Below are 19,573 nucleotides of genomic sequence, written 5' to 3' on the forward strand. Positions count from 1 at the left end.
TAGTTAGCACAATCTAGATATAAAAAAGGGATATGTGAATATCCCTTTTTTGTTGCTTAAGGTTAATGCGTTTGTATAGTTAGCCTTGATGAGAACGTTATTTTATCTACTCAATCCATCGACAGTTCTTTTAATTTCCGCGTTAAGGTATTTCGTCCCCAGCCTAAACGTTTCGCCGCTTCCTGTTTATGGCCTTGGGTATGGCGCAGCGCAGTTTCTAGCAGTATGCGTTCGAATGCGGGCTGCACCTCAGTTAACAGATCGCTGTTCCCTTCCGAGAGTTTTTGATCTATCCACTCAGTCAGTGCCGATTGCCAATCTTGGCTGCCTTTCGCCGTGTGGGTGACACTCACTGGGTCTTTCAGTAATTCTGGCGGTAAATCTTGGGGTAAAATTTCTTGCCCCGATGCCATTACGGTTAACCAACGACAGGTGTTTTCGAGTTGTCGGACATTACCGGGCCAAGGTAATTGGGAGAGTTTTACCGCGGTTTCCTTGGTCATTATTTTAGTTTCTACGCCAATTTCCTTTGCTGCAGAGGCGAGGAAATGGGTAGCGAGCTGGGGAATGTCTTCTCGTCTTTGTGACAGTGGCGGCAAGTGCACACGGATCACGTTGAGGCGATGGAACAAATCTTCCCTAAAGCCGCCTTTTTGCACTAATAATTCAAGATCTTGGTGGGTCGCCGCTATGATACGCACATCGACTTGTACCGCATTATGACCTCCGACGCGGTAGAACTGGCCATCGGCGAGCACTCTGAGTAACCGTGTTTGTACGTCTAACGGCATATCGCCGATTTCATCTAAAAAGAGCGTGCCACCGTTTGCTTGTTCGAAGCGACCTTGGCGGACATTGGCTGCGCCAGTGAAGGCACCTTTTTCGTGGCCGAATAGCTCAGATTCGATCAAATCCTTAGGGATCGCTGCCATGTTCAGCGCGATAAATGGCTTGTCTTTACGTGGGCTGTGTTTGTGTAACGCGCCAGCCACTAACTCTTTACCCGTTCCCGATTGACCATTGATCAGCACGCTGATCGATGAGCGTGAAAGCCTGCCTATGGCGCGAAACACTTCCTGCATCGCTGGCGCTTCACCTATGATTTCGGGTGTTTTGACTTGGGCTTCCTGCGCGGGTGCTGGGCTCTGTTCAGTGGCATGGGTAAGTGCGCGCTCAACCAGAGAGATTGCCTCATCAATGTCGAAGGGTTTAGGCAGATACTCAAATGCGCCCGCTTGATAGGCACTCACTGCACTGTCTAAGTCTGAGTGCGCTGTCATAATGATCACGGGAATATGGGGATAATGCACCTGCAATCGTTCGAGCAGGCTTAAACCATCCGTACCGGGCATACGGATGTCCGACACTATCACGTGCGGTTGCGATATTTCTAATGCCTGCCACAGGGATTCGGCGGCGGCAAAGCTGGCGGTGCTGAGCTTAGCACCTTGAAGTGCCTTTTCGAGTACCCAACGTATCGAGCTGTCATCGTCGAGGATCCACACTTGTTCACTAATTCGCATCTTGCTTCCTCATACGGTATGGGTAGGTACAGTCGAAATTATTTAGCGCTTAAAATTGGTAATGAAATGATAAATTCTGTGTGCCCAGCGCTGGAGAGGCAATCGATCCTTCCCGAGTGTAAACGGGCAATATTATGGGCAATCGAGAGGCCTAAACCTGAACCTTGCTCACGGCTTGTCACCATAGGATAAAATAATGTGTCCATTAGCTCAGGCGGTATACCGGGGCCGTTGTCGATAATCGATAGGGTTAACACTAGCTTGTGGCGCTGTGAACCTATAGTGACTTGGTGTTGAGTGCGAGTGCGGATCAAAATTTCGCCGCCCGTATGTTCAAGCGCCTGCACTGCATTTTGTAAAATGTTCAGCACAGCTTGCTGCATTTGGTCAGGATCCATCTCGATATCGGGAATGGATGGATCGTAATCCCGTTTAAGCTGAATGTTAGCGGGCAGCGCCATTTCAACTAACTTATAGACCTTTTGCACCACTTGATGGATGTTGTGCAGACTGTGCTGTGTCGGCCTTTGAGGGCCGAGCAGACGGTCCACTAAATTACGCAGCCGATCGGCCTGCTCTATGATGAGGGTAGTGAATTCCTTCAGCGCCGGATCATCCAGCTCCCGCGATAATAGCTGCGCCGCACCGCGAAGGCCGCCTAAAGGATTCTTGATTTCATGGGCTAAGTTGCGCACCAAAAACTGCGCCGCTTGTTGCTGTGCATCTTGACTCAGTTGCTGATGAATGCGTCTTTGTTGGTCGACTTGGCGCAGTTCGAGCAGGCTGAGCTCTGCCTCGTCATCGAGGGGAATAAGGGTTAAATCAACGGTATGATGTTGGCCATCGAGCGTGACTAGTGCTGCCGTATTGACCGTTAAGCCTTGGCCGGCTGTTACTGCATCCATTAATAGCTTGGCGTCGACACCGAGGATTTGATAATGCTCAGGCAAAGTTTGTTCTACGAGTCTATGGCTACCAACACCTAATAATTGCTCTGCTGCTGCGTTGGCATAACAAGGCTTGAGATCCTTATCTATGACAAGTACAGCGGTAACTAAATGATTGAGCAGTGTCTCTTTATCCATCGACCATTCCTAGAAATAGGGTTGCACCACTATGGTGCACCAATCTGGTGCAAGCTGCAACTTGTCTTCATCAAACGGTTTAGTCAGGAGGAGTTAATCTAACTTCATGTATTTAAAGTTTTTATACTAACTTTTACTATACAAATAGTGACATTAACGCTTAGCTGCTTGATGAAGAAATATCTTTCTTGGTGAACTTGATGCAAAGACTTTGCCGTTTTGAGTCAAAGCGTCAACGACTAAGGTATGTTCACCTCTGTCGATGTTTTTGAGTTTGAAGGTACCGCCAATTTGCGGCTGACCGACGGGGTTGCCATCGAGCTTGAGGGCCATCAAATACTGACTTTTTAGCTCTGGGGTGATAGTCGCAACGACGTCGAAATCGCCATTGTTATCTCTGACGGTTTCCTCTTCGGTCGGAGAGGTAATATTGACTTGATATTGAATAGATTCAATTGCTTGATTTGAGCTGTTTAAGTCTGTTTTGGGCAGAGGAAGGGCAATTTGATTTAAGGTCTTATCTTTTAGCTCAACGACTTGGGCATTTGGCTGCGGCTCATCGGAGTAATGGACTTTGCCATCTTTATCGACCCATTTATAAACAGTCGCTTGCGCTAACATGCTAAATAGCACTAAGCCGATGAGTGTGAGTGAACGCATGCTAAAGTCCCTGTAGCCTTGAGATAGAGTTAATCAAGATTAGTCTCTTTTACATCAAAAATCATGGTGTTTGTTGCGCTAAGTGGTTAAGGATGTCACCACAGAGAAGGTATAAAGTCGACAGAAAATGGGGAAGCAGAAACAGGGGTTAGTTAAAGTTGGCTAAGCTCGGACACTAACATGTGCCCGAATTCGATCCATCAATTACAAGCTTGCGTCGAGTAGTTTCTCGATCTCACTCGCTTTGACCCAAGCGGCATGTTGGGATAATTGAGTGGCATAGCGTTCAATGTGTTCAAATTTCGTGAGATCGCCACTGTTCGCCAGTAGCTCTACGACGAAGGACATCATGATATCCGCACCCGTGAGCTTGTCTGCAACAAGATAGGTTTTATCGGCCAACATATCATTGAAGTAATGGCTTATCTTACTGACTTCTATCGCCGCATAACCTTCAAGGAAATTGGTTTTACAACCGTCCTTTTGCACGAACATACGCAGTAACAAAGGCAGCATGGCTGAGCTTTCGGCAAAGTGTAGCCATTGCAGATAACTGACATAGTCTGCGCTGTCTCTGGCGGGGGCTAAGGTATCCGCCGCATATTTTTCAATAAGATATTCGGTGATCGCACCTGACTCTGCTATCACTTGACCGTCCATTTCGATAACGGGTGATTTGCCTAACGGATGAATTTGCTTAAGTTCGGGTGGCGCGAGAAAAGTCTGGCTATCACGTTGATAACTCTTAATTTCATAGGGTTGACCGAGTTCCTCTAGCAACCAGATGATACGTTTAGAGCGTGATTTATTGAGATGGTGCAAGGTGATCATGGGCTTTCCTTTGGACAGTGAGAGTACATTTTGGCTGTCGCACTATTATGGTGCGACAGCTCTTTTTAACGCATTTAGCACACTTGTGCGCCTGTCTTTGTTCATTCCAAGCTGAGCGTCCGTATTTATCGTTTAGCCTCTCGCGTTCAATTGCGCAACTATGGTTTCGGCTACGGCTTCGGATGATCCCGGATTTTGGCCTGTGATCAAATGGCCATCTGCGACGACAAAGCTTGTCCAGTCATCACCTTTGACATAATTGCCACCATTTTTCTGCAGCATGTCTTCAACCAAAAATGGCACGACATGAGTGAGTTGCACGGCTTCTTCTTCAGAGTTGCTGAAACCGGTAACACGCTTGCCGCTGACCAATGGCTTACCATCACTGGTTTTAGGGTGCAGCAATGCAGCAGGCGCATGACATACGAGCCCTAGGGGTTTATTGGCTTGATAAAACTGTTCAATCAAGACGATAGAATGTTTATCTTCGGCAAGATCCCACAGTGGACCGTGGCCGCCCGGATAAAAAACCGCATCATAATCGGCTGCATTGATTTCACTTAAGCGAGTGGTATTCGCTAGCAGTGCTTGAGTCTCAGGATCTTTGCTAAAGCGCGCAGTAGCTTCGGTCTGAAAGTCTGGCTCATCACTTTTTGGATCGAGTGGTGGTTGACCGCCCAGTGGCGAGGCTAAGGTAATGTCAAAACTTTTATCTTTAAAAACATAAAAAGGTGAGGCAAATTCTTCGAGCCAAAAGCCGGTTTTTAAACCCGTATCACCGAGTTTATCGTGCGACGTGAGTACCATTAATATATTAATTTTCATACCTTTACCTAAGTTGCTCACATCAATACGTGTGAGCTTTGGGTTTAGTTCATTTGACGTTATAGGGCTAAGGTCAAAATGTTACGGCTCATGGTTGGGTCAATGTTGCCATGTTCGCCGAGTGCCACCATGCCATGCAGTTCAAGCTGTTTCACTACAGTATCAACGTGGCTGGCATCGAGATCATAGGCAGATAAATGTGTCGGTATGCCCATGGCTTCGAAGAAAGCCTTGGTTTTTGCGATAGCGGCGTCGATACGCTCGTCATCTGTACCTGTGTTGATGTGCCACACACGGTCGGCGTACTGGAGTAGCTTTTCGCGTTTAGCCTCTTTTGTACATTGCAACAGGGCTGGCAATACGATTGCCAATGTGCGCGCATGGTCGATATCGTAAAGTGCAGTTAGTTCATGGCCTATCATATGAGTTGCCCAGTCGTGGGGAACACCGACGCCAATCGTGCCGTTGAGTGCCATAGTGGCAACCCACATTAAGTTAGCGCGAATGTCGTAATCTTCGGGTTGAACTAGCACTTGTGGACCAAGCTCAATCAAGGTTTGTAAAAGACCTTCGGCAAATCTGTCCTGCACGGCGGCGTTAACTGGGTAAGTGAGGTATTGCTCTGTGATATGTACAAAAGCATCGACAACACCGTTGGCCACTTGGCGCTCTGGTAGGGTGAAGGTTTTCGTCGGATCAAGTATTGAGAATTGTGGATAAACCAAGTCATTACGGAATGGCAGCTTAGCTTGCAGTGATTTGCGGGTTACTACGCTGGCGTTGTTCATTTCGGAACCGGTCGCAGGTAAGGTTAAGACTGAGCCAAAAGGCATAGCTTGAGTCACATTTGCACCCCAGCTAGTGAGAATGTCCCAAGGTTCGCCTTCAAATACCGCTGCAGCGGCCACAAATTTAGTGCCATCGATAACCGAACCACCGCCAACCGCGAGGAGGAAGTCGATATTCTGCTCACGCACTTGGGCGACGGCTTTCATTAAGGTTTCATAGGTTGGGTTTGGCTCAATGCCATCGAACTCGACAACGAAACGATTACCCAATGATTGTTTAACTTCGTCTAACGTGCCTGTTTTTCTAGCACTGCTGCCGCCAAAGAGGATCATCACTTTAGCATCGCTCGGTACTAGAGAATCAATTTCGGCGATAGTGTCTTTACCAAAACGGATACGGGTCGGGTTGTAATAGTTAAAATTTAGCATGGATGATGTTATTCCTATTATTACTTTAAATGAGCAGCGTTAATTGAGCTGCATTAATTAATAGCCCGTTAAATTAGTAGACCAGTCGTCTAATTTTGGGGCGTGAAAATGTATTCTTTAAAAATCTGGGCTGATCGATATCAGCAAATATTAGTTTTGAGTCGGTATTAGGTTAAAGGGCCGTTTTAGGCGTTAAAATGGATTCAGTCGTTACGAGTGCACGTTCGAGTGCCGCAGGGCTGTGGCCCAACTTGTTCATTAAGCTGGCGCCTAACCACATGTGATACAACATTTCTGCGGTTGATTGCGGATCTTGCTGGGCGATTGAACTGTCGAGTATGCCCACTTGAACACAAGTCGTTAATCTCTCTATGATGCCGGCGGAACCTTTAAGTAAGGCAACACGCATGGCTTCGGATAAATCGGCCACTTCGGCGCTGAGTTTCACGACCAGACACTTTTGATCTACGCAGCCATCGGCTTGTACGTGCAACCATTGTTGCCAGTATTGCATCAAGCGTTGATGGCCTGTCAGTGTTGAGTCATTGAATAATGCGTCTAAATCTAATTGATATTTTTCAAAATAATCAGTAATAAGCGCTTCACCAAATTGTTCTTTGGATTTGAAGTAGTGATAAAACGAGCCTTTTGGCACTTCGGCCGCCTGCAGCAGTAGGGATAAGCCGACGCTGGAGAAGCCTTTGCGTACGATCAGCTTGTAGCCGATGTCGAGAATATGCTGGCGAGTGGATTGAGTTTCAATTTTCATGGGGGTTAGGATAAATCAAATTAGACCGGTCGTCTAGTGTTGTTTTTATCGACGATTTCAACATATTCGATTTAGTATGCTTTGCATTGTGACTTTTGCGCTGCCTTGAGCCAAGTTAATAAAATTGCCAAATTGATAAATGTCAGATGGATAAGGCATTCTGATGGTGAAATGGTGAAATGGTGAAATGGTGAAATGGTGAAATGGTGAAATGGTTCGGTAGGACAACATACTCACAGTGCTGAGATAAACCGTCACTGTGAGCGTTCGATTAACGATTGATATGAAATATTAATCGCACTGTCACTTAATCGAGATGACTAGAGATAGCTACAGCAATATTCGGCAATGGCTGTGTTACGAATTTTAAAGCTAACATTTGCAGCCAGCTCAAATTGAGTGCCTTCTCTAAACTCCTGCCATACAGAGCTCTCCGGTAATAACACCTCAAAACGGCCACTGGTGACTTCCATTATTTCGCCTTGGGAGGTTGAGAACTCATATTCCCCTGGTAATACAACACCTAAGGTCTGCTTGCTGCCATCGGCAAAAAATACGCTACGGCTAGCCACTTTGCCATCAAAGTAGATGTTGGCTTTTTTAGATACTGACACTTGCTCGAGTAAACTCATTATTGATCCTCTATAAATTGGCTTGGTGTGAATTTATATGCATATTTAATAAATTTCAATGCATCATTTGTCGCGTGGATGTGCGCATTCAATATAAGTTGATGCTAACGTTCGGTTTATCGCTTGTTTTCCACTATATCATTTTGTGTGAAATGGTCGGTATGGTGTGGCTGTCATTTAAAGTTATTAATCATTTTTCTACTTAAAAATAATGAGTTGTCGGAATTTTAGTGAACTTTTGATGAAAATAGTCGGCATCGCTTTGTTTAGCTGAGATTCTTCTCCTATAGTTTTAAGGCAGGTTTGATTCTGCAAAGATTGAAGGAATGGAATTCGACGCGCGACAAGGAGTCTCACCATGGGTTTTACTCGTAAAATTCAGCTTATCAGTTTATTGATTGTCCTATTACCCCTCATATTTGCCACCGCAATAGTGACTTACATTGCTCGGGATGAATTGTTTGCCGAGGCTCAGTCTCGTTTAGTGGCTGTGCGTGAGATCAAGCAACGGCAGATTGTTGGCATGTTTCAGGACTTTTCCGATAACCTGCAGGCCGTCAGCGCCGTAATTGCCAGCCAAAAAAGCCTCGATACTCTTACTGACATAGATCAAACCTTGCAGTCATTAAATAAATCCCTCGGTTTTTATGACCTATTTATTATTAGTGACGATGGCACCGTTTTATATACAGTGGCGAAGGAGTCTGATTTCGGCACCAATTTGCGTACTGGACCCTTCCATGATTCGGGATTAGCACAGTTATTCAATAAGGCATTGGGATCGGCGGGCACAGTATTACTACAAGATTTTTCCGCATACGCGCCTTCAAACGGTCAACCTGCGGCATTTATTGGCCAGTCGATTCAGTTTAATCAGCAAAGATTGGTGGTGGCGGCTCAAGTATCAATCGATCGCATCAACAGAGTTATGCAAATTCGTGAGGGTATGGGGCAAAGTGGTGAAACTTATCTCATTGGCCCAAATAATCGCATGCGTTCTGATTCTTTTCTCGACCCCATTAATCGCACTGTTACGGCTTCTTTTGCGGGAACGGTAGCTCAGAATGGTGTTGATACGCTGGCGGTGAAGGAGGCGCTGGCAGGTAAATCGGGTGTGATGCAAGTGAATGACTATAACAATAATCCCGTTTTATCCGCTTATTCTCCTGTCGTTGAGCTTGGTTTACGTTGGGGTTTGATGGCTGAAATTGATGTGAGTGAAATTGCTGCTCCCGCCTACCGTATGATGTTTATCGGCTTATCTGTTTGTGCTGCAGCCTTAGTGTTGGCGTTCGCTGCCGCTAAGTTAGTTACAGGGTTTGTATTAAAGCCGCTCGGCGGTGAGCCTGAGGACATGTGTAACTTGACCAGTATGATCGCCTCTGGCGATTTAACTCATAATTTACCGCATGTTCAAACGGATAATCACCTGATGAGTTGGTTGGCGCGGATGCAAACTAAGCTCAAAGAAATCATCAGTCAGCTGGTGGGCGTTGGGCATGAACTTGAATCTGCCGCCGAACAAAACTCTGCCGCTATGACACAAGCCGATTGCAGTATTCAGATGCAGGCCAAAGAAACCGATATGTTGGCTACTGCAGTTGAAGAAATGAGTTATGCCGCAGCTGAAATCAGCACGAATACGATGAGATCCTCCGATGAAGTGTCCGCCTGTACCCATTCGAGTGAAATTCTTTCGCAAAACTTGGCTAGTACTCGTAAAAGCTTAAAAGTGACCTTGAGCAGTTTTGCAACTATTCATCAACAGGTGGGCAGTCTTGAGGCGGATAGTCAGAAAATCGGCTCAGTATTAGCTGTGATAAATGCGATTGCGGAACAAACTAATCTCTTGTCTCTTAATGCGGCGATTGAAGCTGCGAGAGCTGGCGAGCATGGTCGTGGATTTGCTGTGGTTGCCGATGAGGTGCGTCAGTTAGCGGTGAAGGTTCAGTTAGCAACTCAGGATATTGGGCAAGTGTTAAAAGGTATTCAGCAACAGTCAGGTGTGCTGGCGTTGCATAGTGTGACTTGTTCCACTGAAGCCTCTAAAACCGCAGAAGATGCCGATGGAATGCAGACCGCGGTGGATGATATTGCTTTGCGCTTAGAAACCTTAAAGGCATTAATGATTCAAACCGCAACCGCTGCGGAAGAACAAACAACGGTTTCGGCGACGATTGCGCAGGGGATTGCCGGCTTAAGCGTGGCGGCGGAGGAAAATAGTGCGGCTATCAGCCAAGTAGCAGCGAGTACGCGGAGTCTGTTGGGGTTAGCAAATCAGCTTGGTTTAACAACGGCACAGTTTAAGGTGTAGATATTTTTCGCTGCATTTACAGTGTTCTCACCTTAGTTGGTGCTGTAAATGTGACTGAGCTGGATGTTACACATCCGCCAGAAATGGATTTCTGGCGGATATTTTTATCAGGACTTCAGTTGGTTATTCCATGAGTGAGCATTAACGTTTACGCCAAATTGTCATTTCTGAGATGGAATGTTGGAATTTACGTTTAGTCTCGCGGATCACGAAGGGAATTTCCTTCACTGCGACCAGCTCAAATTGGCCGATCAAGGTTTCGGTCAAACCATCTAAGGCGGTGAAGTTCTCTCCTTTGACTTTAACGCCACCTAACCATTTATCCTTGGGCGTATAATCTTCAAGCCAAGTGTATGGCGAGGCAATCACAAGGTATCCACCTTGATTAATTCGCTGGGCAATACTGGTTAAAAAGTGTTTAGGCTCGTTCAACCTGTCGATAAGATTTGAAGCATAAACCAAATCATAACCTGTGTAGATGGGCTTTAAATTACAGGCATCACCTTGCATAAAGTTGACCTTTTTCGCCTCAAGCTCATATCCCAGTTTCGCGAGACTCGCACTCTTAAATTCCTGTAAGTCGCCTTCGGTACGTATGGTGTAACGTTTTTCACCTTGTTCTGTCAGCGCATAGGCCTGTTGAATAAAGCGCGCCGAGAAGTCGATACCATCAACATGATCAAACACTTTTGCCAGCTCGAAACTCGCGCGACCAACGGAGCAGCCGATATCCAGGGCTTTAGCAGTATGAGTCAATTGAATTTCACTCAGCGCTTGCTGCACACCATTGACGCAGAAGTTAGCAACCCCGAAATATTCGGCGCCATAGTGAAATTCAAGGTATTGGGAAATCAGTTCATCCGTTTCGTACACATTGACCTCGGCCATTTGAGCTGGATTTTGGGTGGATTCCACATAGCGAAAGCCCGCGTGTTGATAAAAATGTCGACGAAAAGCATAGCGTGATGAAGCTATTGCCTCATTACCCGTAGAGATCCACGAGCCGCCTTTGATGAGATTATGTTTGCCATCGAAGGTTGGGGTGGAGAAATCATCGTAAAGTGGGTGTACGGCGAAGCCGTCAAAACCGTCGATTGCGGTTTCTGTCCATTGCCAAACATTACCGACAATATCGAAAAAGCCATTATGTTCGAAGCGATTCACTGGGCAAGAAGAGGCGTAATAAGCCAAAGCAATATTGCCCGGCACTTCATGCCAATCGGGCGCATCGGCGGGCACATTCTCGCGTAAGATATACCACTCAGCTTCAGTTAATAGACGTATATTGTTTTGCTTTTGTTCGGTTTTCCAATTACAGAAGGCCTTAGCTTCGAGTTGATTCACTTCTACAGGCCAGTTTAATGGCAGCGGGATTTCTTCCGCTAAGTTACGTTGCCACCATTTATCTTGTTTTAAGCGCCAAAAACGCGGCATTTGAGCTTGAGTATAAGCGAGCCAAGCTTGACCTTCTTCATTCCAAAATTGGGGTGAGCGATAGCCGCCAGCTTCGACGAATGCGAGGTACTCTTGATTCGAGACTAAGAATTTAGAGGCCTTAAAGTCGACAACATTAAAGATTTTATGGCCGTATTCGTTGTCCCAGCCGTAGGTTTCATCTTGTTCAGTTTTACCTAAGGTCACTTTCTGCCCTTTTACTGCCAGTAAACTGTTGGCTTCGGCGGCGGTGAAGTCTTGGCACGCAGCCCAGAGGCTGTTGGGCGCGACATGTTCCAATGGCAGTTGGCGGATGATCACCGATGAGGTTTCTAAGTGAATTCGCTCATGTTCAATGCCCATCAAAATGATCCAAGCTGGGCTGTCTTGAGTGATCGGCAGCGTTAGAGGCATTTCATCAATCACGCGATTGACGACAGCATTAACTTGTTGGCGATAGCTGCGCACTTCTGCCACGTTCGGCCATGGGTAATGTTGCTCGTTCAGATCGTCCCAAGACATCTCATCGACACCAATGGCAAACATGGATTCGAAGTTGTCGTTTACCCGTTCGTCGAGAAATTTGCCGAGTTTGAGTTTGTTGATATAGAAAGTGGCCGTATGGCCAAAATAAAAGATCAACGGATGGCGCAGCGGCTCGGCTTTGAGGTAATAGGCGCTATCTTCTTGGATCAAATCAAACAGTGACTCGTACAGAGCCCATGTCTGATTAAAGTACTGCTTAAGCTCTAGACGCTTTCCTGCCTCAGTTTCACCAATTAGCTTAAGGGTTTGAGGGGGTTGCGTTATGGGCTTATCCATAGGCAAGTAAACTCCGTATTTATCGGCCTGCGGTGCAAGCATGGGAACATGAATCTATCGTGTGTGACTCTATACGCGATTACTGGGCTCAGGATCACTTTGTCAGCTTAATGTGTCGATTTGATTTACAAACTAACAGAAACACGAATTGAGTCCAATATCAGCCACTGGCGCTAAAACATCTTGGATATGACCTGTAGAGTTAAGATTATCTTACAAAGGAAGTGAGCACTGCGTTTTGTGATGCCAGCCTTTTTAGGATCAAAATTATTTTATCCCTGAAGAGTATTTTCTCTGTCGGGGTTAAGGCAGAATGATCCCGTCCGTAAAATTATTATGCAGGATATAACGGGATGACAATTAACGCATTATGGATACCCGCCTGGTACGAACTTGATCAATCGATCGTAGTGGGTGTGACTGAGGAGTTTGTCTTTCATAAGACTGTCGCAAACGAGGCGTTAACATTTTACAGCGGTGCAAAGGGGAGTGATGCCGTCAAGGCTACGGGAACCATTTTGGCCATTAAACATAATGTCTTGGGGGACATTGAAAGTGTCGATGCACAGGGGCTCGATTATACGCTGGTATTGCAAGATGGACGGCGTTTGTTAGTGAATGCTGAGGAAAATCCAGGATTGATTTATGAGTGGGTTGATGACAGTTGGCAACCGTCAGATATGGTCATCACAGATTGGAGATTGGCAGTACAATTTGCGTCTTTATCACCATTGACGCCAATAAAGTAATTGAAGATTTATGGTTGAGTGACTAAATAGGTAAGTGCAGTTAACGTTCGGGATCCGACGTTGACTGCACTTTTACTAGATCTGCAAGTTGTTGGTATTCTTTTTTAATTTCTGCGACATACACATCGTGAAAATCTAACTCATTAAACTCATCAAGGCAGAGCTGATAACGGCGTAGCTGCTCAGCTTTTTCTTCAGCGGTATCCCATCTTTCCATTAGCATAGCGTTTGATTCCATTCATAAATTTAATTCCTTCTAAACTTCACATATTTTAACGACAGTTATTGCTATTTAACTGAGCTGGTTTGAAGTTTGTTGTATGCATTTATGCCGTTGGGCGTCATGCAATATAGAAATCTATTTTAAACAGAGGGTTGAGGTAGAATAGTTGGTTTTACCGTATGGCGATGGACTTTTTTTCCTCATCTTATTCGGGACAAATGCTTACACAGGCGTCAGCCATAGCCTGATGGTGCTGCTATCTTGATGATTGGATTGTACCAGTGAGCATTTTGCTCTAGATTGATATTTCTTTGTTTTCATCTTCTGGCCTTGAGTCTTCTTTGCCCTTTGGAGCCGCGTAATGGCGAATATTCTGTTAGTTGCCAATCTCAACTGTGATCGGATTTTACTGCTTGATAAACCTTTAAAAACAGGTGGGCGTTTCCATTATCAAGATGGTGGACAAAGGCTCGGTGGCGGCGGGGCAAATACCGGATTAGGTTTAGTTTGGGCAGGGCATAGCGTCGCCTTGGTGAGTCAAGTTGGCCGTGATGACATGGGAGATTGGCTCATTGCAGAAGCCAGCACTCAAGGACTCGATTGCCGCTTAGTGCAGCGCCGAGCCGGTAACACTTGCGAAATGTTACTCGTGATGACGCCAGACGGTGAACGGACGATTATTCGGCCACAAAGACCCATATTTGAGTTATCAGTGCCGCCGAAATGGCAGCCATGGGACGCGCTGTATTTTAATACTTCCGCTGAGGGATCGGTCAGTTGGGCAAAGACAGCCTTGGATCATTGCCTTGTGGTCGCGCAATTAGCCAAAGATGACAGGCAGAGACCTTGTCATATTCTACTGGCATCAATGAGTGATATCCAAGGGCGTTGTGATGGCGCCTCTTGGGAATATGGCAAAAGCATTGGCGGTGAGGGTCTGCGTTACTTTATTGTCACCGATGGCATCAATGGGGCTAAGGTTTACACGCACGATCAAGTGCAGCATGTCGCTGCTATCCCTGCCACTGTTGTTGATACCACAGGCGCTGGTGATGCCTATGCGGCGGGACTTATCCATAGTCTATGCACTGGTCAGTCGATTACCGAGGCGATGGCTGAAGGCGCGGTTTGGGCGGCATTTGCGGTGGCAACCGATAGTTCTATTCCGGGTGAGGCACTGAAACAGTATTTAGAGGCGAAGCAAATCGCATGAAAAATCTGTGGGCGAGCAGTTTGAGTCATCTTTCTGTCACACGGCCTTGCTAGAGTATGTCTTGTGGCGCATAGCTCTTGTCCCTTAACGTTTTCTTGTGCTTTTCTCCCATTTATTGGTTAGTATGTTTTTTGCCTCGTTTCCCCAACGAGGCATTTTTTTGCTCAAAATAAAGTTATTTCATCGCAGAACATTCATAAAGCTGAAATGTTGTGCGGCCATGGCGCAATTGCGTTAACATTTATTCAACTAAAATAGTTATCGTGACATTAAAATAATAAGCCACTCAAGGTGTTCTGTAGTCTTTGGAGTTGAGAATGGGCAATAACGCTTGGAATGATAAGAATAAATTTATTTGGCTGCTCTCTGTTTTGCTTTTAGTCGCCTTCTTAGTGACCAGTGGTATCAGCTACAAGGTGGCCCATGACTCACTGAGTCAACAAATCGAGAGTAATACCCTCCCGCTCACAAGTGACAATATTTACTCAGAAATTCAACAGGACCTGCTGCGACCTATCTTTATTTCATCCTTGATGGCGCAGGATACCTTTGTTCGCGATTGGACATTAAGTCACGAGCAAGAGCCAGAAAAGCTGATCCGTTATCTTAAGGAAATCCAAGAAAAATACGATACTGTCACCAGTTTTTTTGTGTCAGAAAAGAGCCGAAATTATTACCACTCCACGGGGATTTTAAAACAAATCCAAGATGTTGAGCCCGATGATGCTTGGTACTTTCGAGTGCGCTCTTTACCCGAATCTGAGCATTATGAGGTCAATATTGATGCTGACACGGCGGACCGCAGTAAAACAACCGTATTCGTAAACTATAAAGTTTTTGATTTTGAAGGCAAATTTATAGGCGTTACCGGTGTGGGTTTGGCGGTTGAAAAGGTTAAGTCCCTCATCGAGCTTTATCAAAAACGTTATAACCGCCGAGTGTTCTTTACCGATCGGCAGGGCAACGTCACTTTGCATGGCGATGAATATGATGGTGCGGATTCGCTGCAAACCAGTCCCGGGCTTGAAAATTTAGCGACGCGTATTTTAACCAGCCCAAGTGCGGCTTTTAGCTACCAGAGAAATGGTAAAACCGTTTATCTCAACAGTCGCCTAGTCCCCGAATTTAAGTGGTATTTGATTGTTGAGCAGGAAGATGCGCCACAGGAACGCGAGTTACTGAATACTTTTTGGGGCAACTTGGCGTTAAGCCTAATGGTGACTCTTGGGATTTTATTCATCTCTAACATGACCTTAGGTCGTTATCAACGCAAATTAGAAGTGATGGCGTCTACCGATAAGCTCACTGGCGCCGCTAACCGTCAGGTGTTTGATGGGTACTTTAGGCAGGCATTAGATAAAGCTAAGCTGACACAATCGCCGATTTCAATACTCTTGCTGGACATCGACCATTTTAAAAAAGTGAACGACAGCTATGGGCATGGGATTGGTGACTTAGTATTAAAAACCATGACAAATATGCTGCGGAGCGCACTGCAGCAACAGGATATCTTATGCCGTTGGGGCGGCGAGGAGTTCTTGATTTTACTTCCGGGGATGGATTTAACCCAAGCGGCAGAACTGGCTGAGCAGATCCGTGAGCTTATTTTTCAGCGGGAAATTAAAGTGAATGGCTTACACATTTCTATTACCGTTAGTATTGGCGTTGCTGAGCATCAGGCGCAAGAGCCTTCGGAAGATCTGATCAAGCGTGCCGATCTGGCCTTGTATCAGGCTAAGGAAGCCGGTCGAAATCAAGTGGTGTTAAATCATTCATAGATTTAGCCCCGTGCTTACTGGCGGTAAGATGTCGTCTACATTTATGAGTTATTGAGTGAGTTGATTGTGTTATTGGCGCATCGCAGTTTACACTCTGGCGGTAATGCGAGATGGGTTATGGATTGGGAGTTGCAGATGTCAAAGTTGTTGATCAATAAGTTATCAGGATTGTACTTAGGAACCCATCTTCAAGACATGTCCGGTGTTGCTACTGGGATTGATGGTAAGCAAGCGGTTCAACAACTGTTAGTGCATATCGACCATGTAGACGGGGACGCACAGGCCGATCCTAAACACCATGGCGGACTCGATCGCGTGCTACATCACTTTCCCCGCGAGCATTACGGTCAATATCGTCGTTGGGATTTAATCACTCAACTCGAAGATGCGCCCAGTATGGGAGAAAACATCAGTACCGTTGGGCTGAACGAAACCCAAGTTAATATTGGTGATATCTTACAAATTGGCGCCGTAACAGTGCAGGTTACTCAGCCGCGTTCACCTTGCTTTAAGTTGAATCTGCAATTTGGGCACAAAGAATTTGCCCTCGCCATGCAGCAGAGCCAATTATGTGGTTGGTTTTATAGAATCTTAACCCCAGGGATTATTCAGTTGAACGATAGGATTGAGTTGGTTGAGCGCCGCACGGACATTAGTGTTGCCGAGGCTATGTCACTCTATTTCTCGCCAACGTTTAATGCTAGCGGCTATGATCGTTTAGCTTGCTGTGAGGGATTAGCGCAGAGCTGGGTGAATAGCCTACAACGGCGCTTAGTATCGCAAACAGTGGAAGATTGGCAAATGCGTTTATATGGGCCGAGCGGTAAATAAGTATTTATATTCATAATGATAAAACAGGGATGACCTTATGATTGAACCCGTTACAAAAAGTGATAAAGATTTTGGCTTACTGGTATACGCCTCAAGCTTTGTTGGATACCTAGTGCCGTTGGGCTCGATTCTTGGTCCTTTGATTATCTGGCTGATGAAGCGTGAAGAGTCCGCATTTGTCGATCAATGTGGCCGTAGTTGTCTGAACTTTAAATTGAGCCTGCTGATTTATGTAATCATCAGTGGCGTATTAGCTTTGGTCGGAATAGGGTTCATCTTTTTAGCCATACTCGGCATATTCGATTTGGTGTGCACTGTGCTGGCGATTATTAAGGCCAGCGAGGGTAAGGTATATAAATACCCATTAACGATTAAATTTATTGCTATGTATTAATTGCCTCTGTGAGTTAAAGAAAAACGCCTTAGATGGAAACATCTAAGGCGTTTTTTATGGCGTAAGTTTTAAGGTTTTACACCTTAAACTTGGCCACTAAGGTATCTAAGCGGTGTGACAGTTGATTCAAGGCTAAACTCGCCTGTGCTGCCGCTTGTGCAGTATTGGCAGTACGTTGAGTAATGTCATTGATTTCTGTGACGTTACGGTTGATGTCTTCCACTACAGTGGATTGTTCTTCCGTTGCCGCAGCAACTTGGATGTTCATGTCGCTGATAAGACCAATGCGGTCGCTAATACCAATCAACGATTTGCTAGCTTCATCGACGGCCACAACCCCCTCGTGGGAGCGAGTACGACTCTGGGCCATCGCATTCACCGCGCGGGTGGCTTCCGATTGCAGCTTGTCTATCATGCCTTGCACTTCATTGGTCGATGCCGCGGTGCGTGAGGCTAAGTTACGCACTTCATCGGCCACAACAGCAAATCCGCGCCCAGCTTCACCGGCACGTGCCGCTTCGATGGCCGCGTTGAGGGCTAACAAGTTGGTCTGTTCAGAGATAGCGCGGATCACATCTAAAATCCCACCAATGGATTTAGTGTGGGTCGCGAGGGACTCAATCACTTCGCCCACTTGGCCAACGTCCTTAGACAATTGATTAATGGTATCACGGGCACGGGTCACGACCACTTGACCGCTGCTGGCTTCAGTGTCTGCATCTCTTGCAGCAACCGCAGCTTGAGCGGCATTACTGGCGATTTCGTTAACCGTCGCGCCCATTTCATTAATGGCAGTGACCACCATCATAGTGCGATCTTTCTGCTCGTGGCTGTCTTCTAAGGTTTGTTGTGCCTGATTCGACACATCCTTAGCCGAGAAGCCGAGTTGTTCGCTGGTTTGCGCTACTTCGATGACCGAATCTTGGATCTTGCTGATAAAGCTGTTAAATCCTTTAGCGAGCTGCGCAATTTCATCTTCACCATTGACGGGTAAGCGTTGGCGCAAGTCACCTTCACCTTCGCCTATGTCGCGGAACATAGCGGCAACCTGGGCTATGGGGCGACTCACAGAGCCTGCAACAGCGATAGCGAGGACAATAAAGCCCGCAGCAATAATCAGCGTCCAGATTAAGATCTGATAAGCGGCTTCGGTTAATAGCGCAAACACTTCGGCTTCTGGCACTTGTGCCACTAAATACCAATCCATAGATGCGATATAGCTACTGGCAACCAGCATGTTTTCGCCATTGATCTTGGTTTCGATAAGATTGAAATCGCCACGGTTAAGTAAGGCGCTTGAGTTTGCATCTTGATATAAGTTACCTAGGTTGCTCTTACCAATTTGACCCGTATCTGGGTGGAGTTTCACTTCACCTTTAGCATCAACTAAGTAAACAAATCCCGTTTCCTCAATCTTAAACGAGCTTAGTAAGCGCACCATATCATCGAGTGATTTAGCGAGCCCAACTAAGCCACGGCCATTGGGTTGTTGGTAGTTGATGAAGAGTTTGACTTCGCCGTTGGCCTCAGTGAATACGTTCAACATACGTTCTTGACCACTGTCTCGGTAACCAAAAAACCAGCCATCCTGCGCGGGGGTAAGCACGCGCAAAAACCCATCCTGAGTGTAATAGGCGGCAGTTTGTCTGTCGGCGTAGGAGGCTTGCGCTAGCTTATATTGACGCGTGATGTCTTTCAGTTGGGCAACCACTTGGGTTTCTTGGGCCTGCGGTCTGCCATCTTCGAGCCATTGCAGTAACATGCGGCTACTGGCTAATTGCTCTGCAGCATTCATTAAAGTGGAGATGTCGAGATCGATCTTATTGCGGATCTGCATCATCAAACTCGGCAGTTCCGAACCTAACATCCGTTGTTGTACGACATTTTTAGCGCTACGTTGGCTTAATACGCCGACGAGTATGGTCGACAGCAGTACTGCAAATGTCACTGTTAGCAGAATTTTCTGCTTAATGGTGAGGTTATTAAATATCATAAATATCAATATGCCTGTGTTGGACTGTTTTGCGTTATCGGTCAACGCACTCTTGTACGGTAAAAGATTATCGGACAGGAATGTGAAAAGTTAACCTTAGTCTAGGCCGAATGCCGAATAAAACAGCGAATAAAAACTTATTTGGCTTAACCCGTTGGTCTTGCAGTAGATCTAATTATGTAGAGTATAGATGGAAATGAGATGGTGATTGAAAACGAACTCTTTTTTGTGTGGCAATTGTGGCTAATGTCGTAGCTAAGGGCAAGCAAAAAAAGTGAGA

17 protein-coding genes are annotated in these 19,573 nt (G+C 46.0%); 6 read left to right on the forward strand and 11 right to left on the reverse strand.

From position 1 onward, the window contains the following. Positions 1-110: 110 nt before the first annotated feature. The 8 genes from glnG to Q4Q57_RS07390 all read right to left on the reverse strand — a co-directional run bounded on the left by glnG (position 111) and on the right by Q4Q57_RS07390 (position 7,542). The gene (gene glnG, locus Q4Q57_RS07355; protein WP_006079736.1) at positions 111-1,523 is read right to left on the reverse strand and encodes a nitrogen regulation protein NR(I); all 1,413 of its coding nucleotides are present in this window, start codon (positions 1,521-1,523) and stop codon (positions 111-113) included. A 38-nt stretch (positions 1,524-1,561) separates the two neighbouring features. After that, positions 1,562-2,608: a nitrogen regulation protein NR(II) gene (gene glnL / locus Q4Q57_RS07360; protein ID WP_105251067.1), complete on the reverse strand. Its 1,047-nt coding sequence runs from the start codon at positions 2,606-2,608 to the stop codon at positions 1,562-1,564. Positions 2,609-2,761: 153 nt separating this feature from the next. Then, the gene (locus Q4Q57_RS07365) at positions 2,762-3,268 is read right to left on the reverse strand and encodes a DUF4124 domain-containing protein (protein WP_198572485.1); all 507 of its coding nucleotides are present in this window, start codon (positions 3,266-3,268) and stop codon (positions 2,762-2,764) included. A 204-nt stretch (positions 3,269-3,472) separates the two neighbouring features. Next, positions 3,473-4,099 (reverse strand): glutathione S-transferase, encoded by a 627-nt coding sequence (locus tag Q4Q57_RS07370; RefSeq protein ID WP_311890422.1) that lies wholly within the window; start codon positions 4,097-4,099, stop codon positions 3,473-3,475. A 132-nt stretch (positions 4,100-4,231) separates the two neighbouring features. Further along, positions 4,232-4,924, reverse strand: a complete 693-nt coding sequence (locus tag Q4Q57_RS07375) for a type 1 glutamine amidotransferase domain-containing protein (protein WP_311890423.1) — start codon at positions 4,922-4,924, stop codon at positions 4,232-4,234. A 59-nt stretch (positions 4,925-4,983) separates the two neighbouring features. Continuing rightward, positions 4,984-6,141 carry an iron-containing alcohol dehydrogenase gene (locus Q4Q57_RS07380; RefSeq protein WP_263169686.1) on the reverse strand — a complete coding sequence of 386 codons (1,158 nt, stop codon included), beginning with the start codon at positions 6,139-6,141 and terminating at the stop codon, positions 4,984-4,986. Between the two features lie 172 nt (positions 6,142-6,313). Continuing rightward, the gene (locus Q4Q57_RS07385) at positions 6,314-6,910 is read right to left on the reverse strand and encodes a TetR/AcrR family transcriptional regulator (protein ID WP_219251321.1); all 597 of its coding nucleotides are present in this window, start codon (positions 6,908-6,910) and stop codon (positions 6,314-6,316) included. A gap of 320 nt (positions 6,911-7,230) precedes the next feature. Next, positions 7,231-7,542, reverse strand: coding sequence for a pyrimidine/purine nucleoside phosphorylase (locus Q4Q57_RS07390; RefSeq protein ID WP_173242664.1), 312 nt, complete (start codon positions 7,540-7,542; stop codon positions 7,231-7,233). A 358-nt stretch (positions 7,543-7,900) separates the two neighbouring features. Between Q4Q57_RS07390 and Q4Q57_RS07395 the strand changes: the two genes are divergently transcribed. After that, positions 7,901-9,856 (forward strand): methyl-accepting chemotaxis protein, encoded by a 1,956-nt coding sequence (locus tag Q4Q57_RS07395; protein ID WP_105251072.1) that lies wholly within the window; start codon positions 7,901-7,903, stop codon positions 9,854-9,856. A gap of 141 nt (positions 9,857-9,997) precedes the next feature. Here the strand turns inward: Q4Q57_RS07395 and ovoA are convergent, their stop codons facing one another. Beyond that, positions 9,998-12,112: a 5-histidylcysteine sulfoxide synthase gene (gene ovoA / locus Q4Q57_RS07400; RefSeq protein ID WP_311890424.1), complete on the reverse strand. Its 2,115-nt coding sequence runs from the start codon at positions 12,110-12,112 to the stop codon at positions 9,998-10,000. Between the two features lie 353 nt (positions 12,113-12,465). Here ovoA and Q4Q57_RS07405 point away from each other — a divergent pair, with 353 nt between their 5' ends. Then, positions 12,466-12,861, forward strand: a complete 396-nt coding sequence (locus tag Q4Q57_RS07405) for a hypothetical protein (RefSeq protein WP_311890425.1) — start codon at positions 12,466-12,468, stop codon at positions 12,859-12,861. A gap of 40 nt (positions 12,862-12,901) precedes the next feature. Here the strand turns inward: Q4Q57_RS07405 and Q4Q57_RS07410 are convergent, their stop codons facing one another. Further along, a complete protein-coding gene (locus Q4Q57_RS07410) occupies positions 12,902-13,084 on the reverse strand; it encodes a hypothetical protein (protein WP_006086539.1) in 183 nt (60 codons plus the stop codon). Positions 13,085-13,445: 361 nt separating this feature from the next. Between Q4Q57_RS07410 and Q4Q57_RS07415 the strand changes: the two genes are divergently transcribed. From Q4Q57_RS07415 to Q4Q57_RS07430, 4 genes are all read left to right on the forward strand, one after another. Further along, positions 13,446-14,297, forward strand: a complete 852-nt coding sequence (locus Q4Q57_RS07415; RefSeq protein ID WP_311890426.1) for a PfkB family carbohydrate kinase — start codon at positions 13,446-13,448, stop codon at positions 14,295-14,297. A 317-nt stretch (positions 14,298-14,614) separates the two neighbouring features. After that, positions 14,615-16,075, forward strand: coding sequence for a sensor domain-containing diguanylate cyclase (locus Q4Q57_RS07420; RefSeq protein WP_311890427.1), 1,461 nt, complete (start codon positions 14,615-14,617; stop codon positions 16,073-16,075). Between the two features lie 135 nt (positions 16,076-16,210). Then, complete coding sequence (locus Q4Q57_RS07425) at positions 16,211-16,906, forward strand: MOSC domain-containing protein (RefSeq protein ID WP_311890428.1); 696 nt, start codon at positions 16,211-16,213, stop codon at positions 16,904-16,906. A 37-nt stretch (positions 16,907-16,943) separates the two neighbouring features. Next, complete coding sequence (locus Q4Q57_RS07430; protein ID WP_311890429.1) at positions 16,944-17,300, forward strand: DUF4870 domain-containing protein; 357 nt, start codon at positions 16,944-16,946, stop codon at positions 17,298-17,300. A 76-nt stretch (positions 17,301-17,376) separates the two neighbouring features. Here the strand turns inward: Q4Q57_RS07430 and Q4Q57_RS07435 are convergent, their stop codons facing one another. After that, positions 17,377-19,293: a methyl-accepting chemotaxis protein gene (locus Q4Q57_RS07435; protein ID WP_311890430.1), complete on the reverse strand. Its 1,917-nt coding sequence runs from the start codon at positions 19,291-19,293 to the stop codon at positions 17,377-17,379. Between the last annotated feature and the right edge of the window lie 280 nt (positions 19,294-19,573).

The organism is Shewanella sp. SP2S2-6, from assembly GCF_031931965.1.
GTDB lineage: Bacteria > Pseudomonadota > Gammaproteobacteria > Enterobacterales > Shewanellaceae > Shewanella > Shewanella baltica.

What these genes read in the sequence shown, in the direction of transcription:
- glnG (WP_006079736.1), bottom strand. Translation starts at nt 1,523, where the DNA reads ATGCGAATTAGTGAACAAGTGTGGATCCTCGACGATGACAGCTCGATA.
- glnL (WP_105251067.1), bottom strand. Translation starts at nt 2,608, where the DNA reads ATGGATAAAGAGACACTGCTCAATCATTTAGTTACCGCTGTACTTGTC.
- Q4Q57_RS07365 (WP_198572485.1), bottom strand. Translation starts at nt 3,268, where the DNA reads ATGCGTTCACTCACACTCATCGGCTTAGTGCTATTTAGCATGTTAGCG.
- Q4Q57_RS07370 (WP_311890422.1), bottom strand. Translation starts at nt 4,099, where the DNA reads ATGATCACCTTGCACCATCTCAATAAATCACGCTCTAAACGTATCATC.
- Q4Q57_RS07375 (WP_311890423.1), bottom strand. Translation starts at nt 4,924, where the DNA reads ATGAAAATTAATATATTAATGGTACTCACGTCGCACGATAAACTCGGT.
- Q4Q57_RS07380 (WP_263169686.1), bottom strand. Translation starts at nt 6,141, where the DNA reads ATGCTAAATTTTAACTATTACAACCCGACCCGTATCCGTTTTGGTAAA.
- Q4Q57_RS07385 (WP_219251321.1), bottom strand. Translation starts at nt 6,910, where the DNA reads ATGAAAATTGAAACTCAATCCACTCGCCAGCATATTCTCGACATCGGC.
- Q4Q57_RS07390 (WP_173242664.1), bottom strand. Translation starts at nt 7,542, where the DNA reads ATGAGTTTACTCGAGCAAGTGTCAGTATCTAAAAAAGCCAACATCTAC.
- Q4Q57_RS07395 (WP_105251072.1), top strand. Translation starts at nt 7,901, where the DNA reads ATGGGTTTTACTCGTAAAATTCAGCTTATCAGTTTATTGATTGTCCTA.
- ovoA (WP_311890424.1), bottom strand. Translation starts at nt 12,112, where the DNA reads ATGGATAAGCCCATAACGCAACCCCCTCAAACCCTTAAGCTAATTGGT.
- Q4Q57_RS07405 (WP_311890425.1), top strand. Translation starts at nt 12,466, where the DNA reads ATGACAATTAACGCATTATGGATACCCGCCTGGTACGAACTTGATCAA.
- Q4Q57_RS07410 (WP_006086539.1), bottom strand. Translation starts at nt 13,084, where the DNA reads ATGCTAATGGAAAGATGGGATACCGCTGAAGAAAAAGCTGAGCAGCTA.
- Q4Q57_RS07415 (WP_311890426.1), top strand. Translation starts at nt 13,446, where the DNA reads ATGGCGAATATTCTGTTAGTTGCCAATCTCAACTGTGATCGGATTTTA.
- Q4Q57_RS07420 (WP_311890427.1), top strand. Translation starts at nt 14,615, where the DNA reads ATGGGCAATAACGCTTGGAATGATAAGAATAAATTTATTTGGCTGCTC.
- Q4Q57_RS07425 (WP_311890428.1), top strand. Translation starts at nt 16,211, where the DNA reads ATGTCAAAGTTGTTGATCAATAAGTTATCAGGATTGTACTTAGGAACC.
- Q4Q57_RS07430 (WP_311890429.1), top strand. Translation starts at nt 16,944, where the DNA reads ATGATTGAACCCGTTACAAAAAGTGATAAAGATTTTGGCTTACTGGTA.
- Q4Q57_RS07435 (WP_311890430.1), bottom strand. Translation starts at nt 19,293, where the DNA reads ATGATATTTAATAACCTCACCATTAAGCAGAAAATTCTGCTAACAGTG.